Raw genomic sequence first — 12,079 nt, 5'->3', positions numbered from 1 at the left:
CATTGTCGCCGTCGGCGGGCGGGTTCGACGACTCGACACCCGGCAGGCCCGTCCCGGGGCCCGCCCGGCGGGGATCCAGCGTGTCGTGGGCCGGTGGCACAATGATGCCCATGACTCCGACGGACCCCATCGACCGTGGCTCCACGGGCACCTTCGTCGACGCGGTGGCCCGCGCAGGCTACTATCCCGAGCTCGTCCTGGGGACCCTCGACGTGGCGCTGGCGGGCGAGGACGTCCTGGTCGACCTCGTCCAGGCGGAGACGACCTTCGACGACGCCGTGCACCGCCACCTCACCGTCATGGCCCTGACGGGCACCCGCCTCATCATCGTCCACGTCGACGACCTGCCTCGCGAGGACGGGCGTCCCGGCGCCGTGGCCACGAGCGAGGCGGTGCCGTTGTCCCGGATCGCCTCGGTGGCGCTCACCCGCGGCGTGGTCGAGCCCGCGGCCGGAGGCGGCCGCCTGTCCGAGATGACCATCGCCGTGTCCTGGGGCTCGGTACGCCGCCTGGACCTGGAGCCGACGGCCTGCGCCGACCCGACCTGCCAGGCCGATCACGGTCTGAGCGGGGTGTCGATGCCCGACGACATCGTCGTGCGCGTGTCCGCGGGCGTCGAGGGGGACGAGGCCCTGGCCCGGGCCGAGGCCTTCGCCCGGGCCCTGTCGGCGGCCACGACCCGCCCATGAGCGCCGGGACCGACCCGTCCCTGCCCGAGCTCCGGCAGGTCCTGGGGGCAGCCGCAGTCAGCGCCGGGCTGTCCCTGGCAGACGGTCCCCAGGGCGCCCTCACCGACGCCCAGGCCCGACGGGCGGCCCGGGCATGGGGCCTGGACGACCCGACCACCGGTGCCGGGACCGTCGTCGTGCTCGTCGACGGCCTGGGTCTCGTGCAGCTGCGGGAGCGTCGGGGCCACGCCCCCCGGCTGCGTTCCTGGCTCTCCCAGGCCGAGGCGGCAGGAGGCCCCGGTCCCGCCGCGGTGACCTGCCTGCCGTCGACGACCGCCGCGGCGCTGACCACCCTGGGTACCGGTGCCGGGCCGGGACTGACCGGCATGGTGGGGTACAGCGTCCTCAACCCGCTGCTCGGGCGCGACCTTCCTGCCGGGACGGTCCCCTCCGGGGAGCGCAACCTGTGCCTCATCACCTGGGAGGGACAGGCGCCCGACCCACGAGCCTGGCAGGACGTTCCCACGATCTTCGAGCGCGTCGAGGCCGACCCGGCCTCCGGCACCCGGCCCACGGTCGTGTCTGTCGGGCCCTCGCGCTTCGCCGGGTCAGGACTGACGCAGGCGGGTCTGCGCGGTGCCACCCACGTGGGGGTCGACCGGCTCGAGGACCGACCGGCAGCGGCGGCACAGGCTCTGCGTCGAGGCACGCCCCTGGTCTACCTCTACGTCGGCGAGCTCGACCACGCGGGACACGCCCACGGGTGGCGCTCGGCGACCTGGCTCGAGCAGCTCGAGCGGCTCGACGCCGCGATGACCGAGCTGCTTCGTCGGGTCCCCGGGGGCACCCGGGTCGTCCTGACGGCCGACCACGGCATGGTCGACACCGACGAGTCCCTGCGCATCGAGGTGACCGCGCACCCGTCGCTGGCGCGCGACGTCGTCGCCGTCGCCGGCGAGCCGCGCTTCACCCAGCTCCACGTCCCCGGCTCGGACCCCGACACCGCCCGGCAGGTCGCCGACCGGTGGCGCGCCGAGCTGGGGGAGCGGGCCCTGTGGGTCGGCACCCGGGACCAGGCCCACGAGATGCTCGGCCCGGTGGGCCCGCGCGCCCACGGGGTCCTCGGGGACGTGCTCGTGGCCATGGCCGGCCGGTGGGTGGTCGTGGACCCGAGGGTGCACTCGCCCGGGGCGATGGCGATGCCCGGCGTGCACGGCTCCTCGACCGAGGCCGAGACGATCGTGCCGCTGCTGGTCGCACAGGCCTGAGGGCCGCGGGAGCCGTCCGGGCAGCTACTCGGCCAGCTACCCGGGCAGCTACTCGGGCTTGGCGCCGAAGACGATCTCGTCCCAGGAGGGCACCGAGCGGCGCGACCGGCGCCGGGAGCGACGGGCAGGGGCGTCAGGCATCTGCGGCAGCGCCTCCTGGGTGGGGACCTCAGGCACCTCCTCGGTGCGTGCATCGGGCTCGGCGGGCGAGTGCGCCTCCCCGGGCACGCGCGGCAGCTTCGATCCCGCCGGGTGGTTGGCTGACAGCGCACGCCGACGGTCCGTCATCGACACGATCTGGGCGCTGCCCTCGCCCGGGCTCGTGGGCCCGGCCGCCCCGTCGGCAGCGGGGAGCTCGGACTCGTCGAGACCCTCGGGAGGCTCGACCTCGAGCCGGCGGCCCCGGTTGGAGGCAAGATCGGCCAGCAGCGCGTCGGTCGGGCTGTCCGGGGCGGGCTCCTGGGCTGCGTCCCGCTCCGCTCGCACCGGTCCCGCCTCGCCGAGCGCGGGGTCCGGATCGGCCCCGGCGGCCGCGCCCGAGGCCCCGGAGTCCTGGTCGAAGACCGCCGGGCGCCGGGCGGCCGCCGCCTCGGTGAGCCACCTGGCCTCGTCGTCGAGCGCCGTCACCGACTTGGCGGTCAGGTCGAGCTCCCACCGCGCGTGCCTGACCTGCGCGCCCTGGATGAAGGCCAGCGTCACCTGCCAGGGGCTGCGCCCCTCGCGCAGGGCGTCCCACTCCAGGCTCGAGGGCTCCACCCCCCGGGTGGCCAGACGGTCGACGACCAGCTCCCCCAGGACGGGGGAGTCGTTCTCCCAGCCGATCCGACACGCCTGGGCCTGGCCGACCGCCCAGGTCCGCTCGGCCAGGACCGGCCCCTCGAAGCGTCGCACGTGATCGACGCGCAGGCCGGTCGTGGCGGCGACCTCCTCGGCGCTCGCACCCGCCCTCATGAGCGCCTGGAGGTCGCGCGGCCGCACGGTCGAGCCCGGAGCCGGGACCTCGGGAGCGTGCACGAGGGCCGAGGGGCGCGCCCGGCGCACGGCAGCGCGCAGGGCGTCGTCCACGACGATGCTGTACCGCTCTCCCTGGGCATCGGTCATGACGACCACGTCGCCGTTGGCTCCCAGCAGCTCGAGCTCGATCATGGGCGTGGGCCTCCTTACAGTCCTTCGGACATGCCTCAGCGTGCCATCCTTAGCGGCCCACGGCGGGGAGGCGGGGCGGTGTGGCACGCGGGTCTGAGGGTCTAGCCACAGGTCGGGCCCGGGTCCCCCACGAGCACAGTGACGCACGTGACGGCGGCGTGGGACATGACCACAACCCGGATGATTCCCCTGACGGGGCCACGGTGCTATGGTGCGCGTGCCCTGCTCGGCCGGGGCGGTCCGCGGTGCCCTGGGTGCTGTGGACGCCCCCCGCGGCGCCCCTGCGCCGCCGGGGAGCCCCACCGAGAGCCGTCGACGAAAGAAAGTGACGAGGCCATGGCGACCGACTACGACGCCCCGCGCAAGAACGATGACGAGCCCGAGGCCGATTCGATCGAGGAGCTGACCGCCCGGCAGAAGGACCAGTCCTCCGAGGCGATCGAGGAGGACGAGAACGAGGTCGCCGAGGGCTTTGAGCTCCCAGGCGCGGACCTGTCCAGGGAGGAGCTGAGCGTCCACGTCGTGCCCCAGCTCGAGGACGAGTTCACCTGCTCCGAGTGCTTCCTGGTCCACCACCGGGGCTCTCTGGCCTACGTCGACGACGCCACCGGCCTGCCGGTGTGCACCGACTGCGCGGGCTGACCGCGACCCACGGCTCCGTCGCCGGCCGGGGCGCCTGAGCGCCTCGGCCACCAAGCGGGCGGACCGCCGTCCCTGACTCCTTAGGGTCCCGGATGAGCCAACGCACCGGGACCCGTTCCCGCCACGACCCACAGGAGGCCACCATGGGCCTGTTCTCCCGGAGACGACCCGACGACGCCGAGCCGGCACGGGACAGCTCACCCGGCGACCCCGAGCCGGCCTCCCGTGAGCCCGAGGAGGTCGTCGGCGGTCCGTGGGACAGTGCCGACGCCCCTGAGGCGAGCGGATCCACCGTGCGCGTCGACCTCGGTTCGCTGCGTGTCCCGGCCGTCGACGGCATGCAGATCCGCCTCGAGAGCCCCGGTGCCGGGGCCGAGGCCGGGGCCGTCGTGCTGGTCCTGGGCGGGTCGAGCCTGGAGCTGCGTGCCTTCGCCGCGCCGCGCTCGACAGGCATCTGGGAGGAGCTGCGCGAGGACATCACCGCCGAGCTCACCCGCACCCGCGCCTCCCACAAGGTCGTCTCAGGGCCCCACGGCCCTGAGATCCTCGCGCAGGTCCCGGTGCGCGGCCGGGACGGCCACGACTCGACCGTCGCCGTGCGGTTCATCGGCGTGGACGGCCCCCGCTGGTTCCTGCGCGGCGTGCTCCAGGGCAGGGCGGCCACCGACGAGGCGGCCTCCCGCTCGCTGCGCGAGGTCTTCGCCGACGTCGTCGTCGTGCGCGACGGAGCCGCGCGCCCGCCGCGTGAGATCCTGCCGCTGCACGCACCGGGGGCCGGGGCCGCCCCGGAGGCCGAGGACCTGCCGGGTCTCGACCCCCTCTCCCCGGGTCCCACGATCGCCGAGGTGCGCTGATCATGGCAGCGCGCCCGGGGCTGCTGCGGCGCGTGGTCGAGCACCTGAGCGCCGACCGTGACCAGCTCGACGCCGACGACACCACCCGCTCCCTCAGTGCCCTGAGAGGGACGACCACTCCCCTCAACGACCTGCGGGCGCGTGAGCGCGTCCGCGTCGGCGGGGTGCTGCGCGCGGTCACCTACCCGCCGGCCGCCCTCAAGCCGGTGCTTGTCGGCCAGCTCTTCGACGGCACGGGATCGGTGGACCTCGTGTGGTTGGGACGGCGTTCCATCGCCGGCATCTCGCCCGGGGCCCGGCTCATGGTCGAGGGCACGGTGGTGGCCGGCCGCGCCCGCCCGGCCATCTACAACCCCTCCTACGAGATCCTGGGCAGGGGCAGGTGAGCGCGCCCGCAACCGGTCGGGGGCCGCGCGGGACCCGGCGGGGCGGGGGGCTTGAGGCGGTGGGGGCCGAGAGCTTTGACGTCTCCGAGGCCGTCGGGGGCTGGCGCGGCGTCCTCGAGTCCGCCGCACCCACGGTCGTCTTCGTCACGGTCCTCGCCCTGCGCCCCGACGCCCTCCTCGTGGCCCTGGGAGCCTCCCTGGCTCTCAGCGCCGTCTGCCTCCTGGCCAGGCTCGTGGCCGGCCAGCCCCTCACCCAGGTGCTGGGAGGAGCGGTTCTCGCGCTCATCAGCGCTGCCTGGGCCTGGCGCACCGGCCACGCCTCGAACTTCTACGCCACCGGGCTCATCATCAACGCCGTCATGCTGGCCGTGACCGCGGGGTCGATCGCCCTGCGCCGGCCCCTGGTCGGTGTCTTCATCGAGCTGTGGCGCACGGCCTCGGGCCAGGGGGACGGCGAGGACGACGAGAGCGCGCAGGCCCGGGCGCGTGCCTCCTGGCGGACCGACCCCGACCTCGAGGGTCTCAGGCGCCGCTACGCCGTGGCCACGGCGGTTCTGTGCGGGATGTTCGCACTGCGCCTGGTCGTCGAGGTGCCGCTCTACCTCATGGGTGATCCCGCCCTCGGTGCGCTCGGGATCGCCAGGATCGTCCTGGGCGTGCCGCTGTACGCACTGACCCTGTGGTTCGCGTGGCGCATCGCGCGCCCGGCGGCCGCTGGCACCGCGGCTGAGAGCGGCTGAGAGCTGCTGCGAGCCCTGTCGCCCGTCAGGCGGGGGCTCCCTCGACGGGCTCCGGGTCCTCCGCGCCGGAGAAGATGTCCGGGACCTCCCTCAGGGAGGCCTCGCCCTCACGGGCGGTGAGGAACACGAGCTCGTCGCCCCGCTCGAAGCGCTCGTCACGTCCGGGCACGATCGGCCGGTCGTCGCGCAGGATCGCGGCGAGCACGGTCAGCGGCGGCAGGTCGACCTCGCTGACCAGCTCTCCGATGACCGGGGAGTCGTCGGCCAGGGTCAGCTCGTGCATGAGCGCCCCTGACTGGTGGAAGGTGAAGATCGACACGAGGGAGCCGATGCTCACCGCCTCCTCGACGAGCGCTGTCATGATCCGGGGAGTCGACACCGCCACGTCGACGCCCCAGGTCTCGTCGAAGAGCCACTCGTTCTTCGGGTTGTTGACGCGGGCCACCGTGCGCGGCACGCCGTACTCGGTCTTGACCAGCAAGGACACGACGAGGTTGGCCTTGTCGTCCCCCGTGGCCGACACGACGACGTCGCAGTCCTGTGCCCCCGCCTCGGCCAGGGAGTCGACGTCACAGGCGTCGGCCAGCAGCCAGTCGGCCTCGGGGACCGCGGCGACGCGCATCGCGTCGGGTGAGTTGTCGACGAGGGTGATCTCGTGACCGCGGGCGATGAGCTCGCGCGCGATCGAGCGGCCCACCGACCCGGCTCCGGCGATGAGGATCTTCATGGCTCAGGCCTCCTGGGCGGGGGGACGGGACAGGGCCCGCTGCAGGGCGGGCAGCCGGTCGGTGCTGACGGCCACGTGCAAGCGGTCGTTCTCCTGGATGATCGTCGAGGCGCGGGGCACGAGGGCGCCCCCTCCCCGCGAGACCCAGGCGACCCTCGCCTCGACCAGCTCCTCGAGCCTGCCGACGGTCGTGCCCACCCAGGCGACGGCGAGGTCGGGCTGGACGAGGCAGACCTCGCCGGAGGGATCGGAGGCCTCGCGGGAGGTCACCCCGGGAAGGACGCGGCGCATCATCTGCTCGGCGGTCTGGCGGACAGTCGCCACCGTCGGGATGCCCAGGCGCTCGTAGACGTCGGCACGTCGGGCGTCGTAGATCCGGGCCACGACGTGCTCGACGCCGAAGAGCTCGCGCGCCACCCGCGCCGCCACGATGTTGGAGTTGTCCCCGTTGGACACGGCCACGAAGGCGTAGGCCTCGTCGATCCCCGCCTGCTCCAGGGCGTCGCGGTCGAATCCGATTCCCTTGACCTTGCGGCCGTTGAAGCCGGAGGGAAGGCGACGGAAGGCGTTGGAGGACTGGTCGATGACGGCCACCGAGTGGCCCATGCGGTCGAGCTGGACGGCCATGGAGGCACCCACGCGTCCGCAGCCCATGATGACGAAGTGCACGGACGCAACGGTACTCCCGGGTCCTGGCCCCGTGTGCGTGCCAGGCGCCGCGGAGTAGCATGATCTTCCGTGCGTGACTTCGCCGACCGCGTCAAGCGGCTCATCGTCGGTCGGCCGGTGCCCAGCGGGGCGCTGGGCGAGACGCTTCTGCCCAAGCGGATCGCCCTGCCGGTCTTCGCCTCCGACGCCCTGTCGAGCGTGGGCTACGCCCCCGATGAGGTCCTCATCACCCTGGCAGTGGCCGGTGTCGCCGCGACCGTCGTCTCCCCGTGGATCGCCCTGGCGGTGGTCGCGGTGCTTCTCATCGTCGTCGCCTCCTACCGGCAGACCGTCCACGCCTACCCCTCGGGGGGCGGGGACTACGAGGTCGTGTCGACCAACCTCGGCTCCCACGCGGGCCTGGCGGTGGCCTCGGCCCTCCTGTGCGACTACGTGCTCACCGTCGCGGTGTCGGTATCGGCGGGGACCTCCTACCTCGCTGCGGCCGTCCCCTCGGTCTCGCCCTACAAGGTCGAGATCGCGGTCGGGATCGCGACGCTCCTGGCCGTGCTCAACCTGCGTGGCTCCAGGGAGTCCGGAGGCGCCTTCGCCGTCCCCACCTACCTGTACATGGGGGCCATCGGGGTCCTGGCGGTCACGGGCCTGGTCCAGGAGGCCACCGGTGCCCTGGGGAGCGCCCCGTCGGCCTCCTACGAGGTGGTCGCCCAGAGCGGGTGGGAGCAGGGCCTGACGGGGATGGCGGGGGCCTTCCTCGTCCTGCGCGCCTTCTCCTCGGGCTGCGCGGCGCTGACCGGAGTCGAGGCGATCTCCAACGGCGTGCCCAGCTTCCGGCGTCCCAAGTCCCGCAACGCCGCGACGACGCTGCTCATGCTGGGGACGATCTCGGCGCTCATGCTCCTGAGCATCGTCCACCTGGCGGGCGCGACCGGGGTGCGCATGGCGGAGGACCCGGCCACTGAGCTGCTCAGCAACGGGGTGCCGCTGGGGGAGGGCTACCACCAGGACCCGGTCATCGGGCAGATCGCGGCCACCGTCTTCGCCGACGTCAAGCCGATGTTCTACCTCATCACCGTCGTCACCGGCCTCATCCTGGTCCTGGCGGCCAACACCGCCTTCAACGGCTTCCCGGTCCTGGCCTCGGTGCTGGGCCGCGATGAGTTCCTTCCCCGCCAGCTCGCCCTGCGCGGGGACCGCCTGGCCTACTCCAACGGCATCGTCGTGCTGTGGCTGGGGGCGGTGGCCTTCATCGTCGGCTTCGGAGCGAGCACGAACAGGCTCATCCAGCTCTACATCGTCGGGGTCTTCATCTCCTTCACCCTGTCCCAGGTCGGCATGGTCCGCCACTGGACCCGCGCCCTGGCCCTGGCCACCGACCCCGGGGCCCGCCGGAGCATGGCCCGCTCGCGCGTGGTCAACACCGTCGGGGCCGCGGGGACCGGGCTGGTCCTCCTCATCGTGCTCCTCACCAAGCTCACCCGCGGGGCGTGGGTGACCCTGCTTCTCATGGCACTGCTCTTCCTCGTCATGAACAGGATCCGCAGGCACTACCGCAGGGTGGGGCAGGAGATGGCCATCGACGACCTCCACGACGCCAGGGTCCTGCCCGCCCACGTCCACGCCGTCGTGCTCGCCTCACGGCTCAACCGGCCGACCCTGCGCGCACTGACCTACGCCCTGTCGACCTATCCGACCTCCATCGAGGCCGTCACCGTCGACGCCGGCGACGGCGCCGCCGAGCGCCTGCTTGAGCAGTGGGAGGAGGCCGACCTGCCCGTGCCCCTGACCGTCCTGGACTCCCCCCTGCGCGAACTGACACGACCGATCGTGTCCTACGTGCGCTCGGTACGCCGTGAGTCCCCCCGCGACCTCGTCGTCGTCTTCCTGCCCGAGTACATCGTGCGCCACTGGTGGGAGCAGGTGCTGCACAGCCAGACCGCCCTGCGGCTCAAGACCGCGCTGCTGTTCACCCCCGGGGTCGTCGTGGCCTCCGTGCCGTGGCAGCTGGGAGCACCCGGCCAGACCCACGTCCACCGCGGCGTGCGGGCGACCACCCCTGAAGGCATCGCCGACACCGATGTCGCCTCCCGCCGGGCCGAGGCCCGTCGCCTGCGTCGCGCCGGGAGCGGACGATGAGCCCCCGGCGCACTGCTCACCCCCGTGACGCCCACGAGCCGGACGAGCTCGTCCTGGCCGTGGGTGCGCCGGCACACGGCGGCCACTGCGTGGCCCGCCCGGCCGACGACCCCGGGGGACGCGTCGTCTTCGTGCGTCACGCCCTTCCCGGGGAGACCGTGCGCGCCCGCGTCACCGGGAGGGGCTCGAAGGTGTGGAGGGCGGAGGCGGTCGAGGTCCTCGAGGCCTCGCCGGACCGCGTGACGCCGGTGTGGCCCGAGGCCGGCCCCGGGGGAGTGGGCGGGGGAGAGCTGAGCCATGTCGCCCTGCCGGCCCAGCGGGACTGGAAGCGCCGCGTCCTGGCCGACTGCCTGCGGCGCATCGGTGGAGAGACGGTCGCCCGGGCCGTGGCCGGGCTGCCCGAGGCCCAGCCCGACGGGGTCCTCGTCGAGCAGGTCGGCCCCGTCGCCGCCCGGGACACGGGCACCGGGGCGACGGCGGGACAGGGCACCCGCACCCGGATCTCCTTGACCGTCACCCCTGACGGACGGGCGGGGATGCACGCCTTCCGCTCCCGCACGGTCCTGCCGGTGCTCCGCCTGCCGCTGGCCGTCCCGCAGATCCAGGCGCTCGGGCTGACCGAGTCCGGTCGATGGCGCCGGCGCTACCGGCCGGGGACCCGCGTCGACGTCGTGGCCCCCAGCGTGGGGGAGCCGGTCGTCATCCTCGACGGCGCCGTGCACACCGCCGCCGCTCGGCCCACGGGGCGGCGCAGGGTCGAGGAGCGGGTCGACGCCTCCGGGATCGGCCTGGGCGAGCTGTCCTACGGCGTGCGTGCCGACGGCTTCTGGCAGGTCCACCGCGACGCGCCAGCGGCCCTGGTCGACCGGGTCGTGCGCGCCGCCCTGGCGCCGGTCCCCACGGCGGCCGGGACGCTCCCGGGATCCGGTCGCCTCGAGACCCGTGGTGACGCGAGGGTCCTGGAGCTCTACTCCGGCGCGGGGCTGTTCACCCTGCCCCTGGCCATGCTCACCGAGACCGTGCTGTCCCTGGAGGGCAGCGAGCAGGCGGTGCGTGACGCTCGCCGCAACCTGCACGACCTTCCCGGCGCCCACCTGCGCAGCGGCCCGGTCACCGCCGACACCGTCAGGGCCCTGGGCGCGCAGGAGGTCATGGGCGGCGGCCCCGACGTCGTCGTGCTCGATCCTCCTCGTCAGGGCGCAGGTCAGGCGGTGGCCGCAGCCGTGGCCGCCCTGGGCGCGCGCCGCATCGTGCTCGTCGCCTGCGACCCAGCGGCACTGGCCCGCGACACGGCGGTCCTCCTCGGTGCCGGATACGGTCTGGCGGCGATGAGCGCGCTCGACATGTTCCCCCACACCCACCACCTCGAGGTCGTCGCGGTCCTCGAGCGGCCCTGAGCGGGAGGTGGGCTGAAAACCCGGCGGCCCCGTCTGCGGCGCGACTACGATCACAATATGATCACTGTTCCTGGACGCCCTGCCCTGTTCCGCCCGCTAGCCGCCCTGTCGCTCGGCTGTCTCGTGCTCGCCGGGTGCTCCGGCACGGCGAGCACCGACGCCTCCAGCCCGCCCCCGACTCCGGCTGCCACCTGGTCGGACGGGGGCCATGAGGCGTGGACAATCGACCTGGGCCACGCACCGACGGCTGGAGACGGCCGGAGCATCGTGTGGAGGGCCGGATCCCCGACCGACAACCACCCCGTCCTCGTCGAGGACACCCCCGAGCAGGTCATCATCGGCACCGGTACCCAGATCTCCGCCTACGACCCCGCGACCGGCGAGAGCCGGTGGACCGCGACCGTCGAGCCCGTCGGTGAGAACCCGGCCTGCGCGGGGACGGTGGTCAAGGACCGGCTGTGGTGCGCCAGCGGTGTCATCGACACCACGAGCGGCGACGTCGTCCTCACTCCCGAGGCGGTGGGGGAGCGGACCAGCTTCCTCACCGCCAAGAGCATCGTCATCCGCAGTGACTACGACGAGGCCTCCGACACCGTCACCTACAGCGGCCTCGACCCGGTCTCCGGCAGCGAGCTGTGGTCGGTCGACGGTGCGCAGGGCGCCGGCTGGAACATCGAGTCCGACATCGTCGTCGTCGACGGCCAGGTCATCGACGGCACGACCGGGACGACTCTGGCGACACTGGACGTGCCCGACCTGGGTGGCCAGAGCTTCTTCGTGGGCTTGTCACCCTTGCCCGACGGCACCTTCGTCCTTAACTACACGGGCATCACGACCGAGCCCTCGGTGCGTTTCACCGGCGTGGATGCCATGGCCGTCCTCGACGCGAGCGGCCAGCCCCTGCTCCCGCCGACCGTCGTCAACGGCTATGAGGACCTCAGCACCTGCGCCGGCTCCGACGCCGCCCTGGCCGTCATCAACGACATCGAGGGCATGACCTGCATCGAGGGGCCCGACGGTCAGGCGGTCCCGCGGACACCGGAGGACTCCAGCTCCTCGGAGGTGCTCGATCAGGTCGGCCACTACGACCTCCTGGCCTACGACGAGGCCGGTGACGTGGCCGTCTACTTCTCCTACTTCCCCTCCCAGGAGGACCGCAAGGCGGCGATCGTGGCGCGTCGGGGATACTCCACCGTCGACCTGTCGACCTGGGGCTATGAGGACCACAAGGCCTTCCAGGAGCTCCCGGAGGCCTGGCGCTCCCAGGACATGCAGCTGGCCACCACCGATCCCGAGACGGTTCCCACCGGCACCGAGATCCTCCGCCTCAGCGCGACGACGACACCCGACTACGACGTCGACCACTTCTACACGATGACCTACTCCGAGACCACGATGACTGTCGCGCGCTGGGAGCCGGGCGCCCAGTCCTGACCGACGACCGCGACG

Annotated in this window: 12 protein-coding genes; 9 read left to right on the top strand and 3 right to left on the bottom strand. The window is 73.4% G+C overall.

Translation table 11 applies throughout. The features are described from left to right. Positions 1-110 precede the first annotated feature (110 nt). Positions 111-689: a DUF5998 family protein gene (locus EL245_RS02605; RefSeq protein WP_164719446.1), complete on the top strand. Its 579-nt coding sequence runs from the start codon at positions 111-113 to the stop codon at positions 687-689. Further along, positions 686-1,936: an alkaline phosphatase family protein gene (locus EL245_RS02600; protein WP_126381731.1), complete on the top strand. Its 1,251-nt coding sequence runs from the start codon at positions 686-688 to the stop codon at positions 1,934-1,936. Before EL245_RS02605 ends, EL245_RS02600 begins: the two co-directional genes overlap by 4 nt. 48 nt (positions 1,937-1,984) lie before the next feature. On the opposite strand, the gene sepH is transcribed toward EL245_RS02600, so the two are convergent. Further along, positions 1,985-3,082 (bottom strand): septation protein SepH, encoded by a 1,098-nt coding sequence (gene sepH / locus EL245_RS02595; protein WP_126381730.1) that lies wholly within the window; start codon positions 3,080-3,082, stop codon positions 1,985-1,987. Between the two features lie 336 nt (positions 3,083-3,418). Here sepH and EL245_RS02590 point away from each other — a divergent pair, with 336 nt between their 5' ends. From EL245_RS02590 to EL245_RS02575, 4 genes are all read left to right on the top strand, one after another. Continuing rightward, positions 3,419-3,724, top strand: coding sequence for a DUF4193 domain-containing protein (locus EL245_RS02590; protein WP_126381729.1), 306 nt, complete (start codon positions 3,419-3,421; stop codon positions 3,722-3,724). Between the two features lie 143 nt (positions 3,725-3,867). Continuing rightward, positions 3,868-4,578, top strand: coding sequence for a DUF3710 domain-containing protein (locus EL245_RS02585; protein WP_126383917.1), 711 nt, complete (start codon positions 3,868-3,870; stop codon positions 4,576-4,578). Between the two features lie 2 nt (positions 4,579-4,580). Then, positions 4,581-4,964, top strand: a complete 384-nt coding sequence (locus EL245_RS02580) for an OB-fold nucleic acid binding domain-containing protein (RefSeq protein WP_126381728.1) — start codon at positions 4,581-4,583, stop codon at positions 4,962-4,964. Next, positions 4,961-5,704, top strand: coding sequence for a DUF3159 domain-containing protein (locus EL245_RS02575; RefSeq protein ID WP_232009841.1), 744 nt, complete (start codon positions 4,961-4,963; stop codon positions 5,702-5,704). Before EL245_RS02580 ends, EL245_RS02575 begins: the two co-directional genes overlap by 4 nt. 25 nt (positions 5,705-5,729) lie before the next feature. On the opposite strand, the gene EL245_RS02570 is transcribed toward EL245_RS02575, so the two are convergent. Beyond that, positions 5,730-6,431 carry a potassium channel family protein gene (locus EL245_RS02570; RefSeq protein WP_126381727.1) on the bottom strand — a complete coding sequence of 234 codons (702 nt, stop codon included), beginning with the start codon at positions 6,429-6,431 and terminating at the stop codon, positions 5,730-5,732. Between the two features lie 3 nt (positions 6,432-6,434). Next, positions 6,435-7,100, bottom strand: coding sequence for a potassium channel family protein (locus EL245_RS02565; RefSeq protein ID WP_126381726.1), 666 nt, complete (start codon positions 7,098-7,100; stop codon positions 6,435-6,437). A gap of 69 nt (positions 7,101-7,169) precedes the next feature. On the opposite strand from EL245_RS02565, the gene EL245_RS02560 reads away from it, so the two are divergent. The 3 genes from EL245_RS02560 to EL245_RS02550 are packed head-to-tail and all read left to right on the top strand — an operon-like array spanning position 7,170 to position 12,064. After that, positions 7,170-9,233 (top strand): APC family permease, encoded by a 2,064-nt coding sequence (locus EL245_RS02560; RefSeq protein WP_126381725.1) that lies wholly within the window; start codon positions 7,170-7,172, stop codon positions 9,231-9,233. Further along, positions 9,230-10,630: a class I SAM-dependent RNA methyltransferase gene (locus tag EL245_RS02555; protein ID WP_126381724.1), complete on the top strand. Its 1,401-nt coding sequence runs from the start codon at positions 9,230-9,232 to the stop codon at positions 10,628-10,630. Before EL245_RS02560 ends, EL245_RS02555 begins: the two co-directional genes overlap by 4 nt. A 57-nt stretch (positions 10,631-10,687) precedes the next feature. Next, positions 10,688-12,064: a PQQ-binding-like beta-propeller repeat protein gene (locus tag EL245_RS02550; RefSeq protein WP_126381723.1), complete on the top strand. Its 1,377-nt coding sequence runs from the start codon at positions 10,688-10,690 to the stop codon at positions 12,062-12,064. The last annotated feature ends 15 nt before the right edge of the window (positions 12,065-12,079 follow it).

It is taken from the genome of Actinomyces howellii (assembly GCF_900637165.1).
Classification (GTDB): Bacteria; Actinomycetota; Actinomycetes; order Actinomycetales; family Actinomycetaceae; genus Actinomyces; species Actinomyces howellii.
This window is presented reverse-complemented; position numbering and strand designations above follow the sequence as displayed.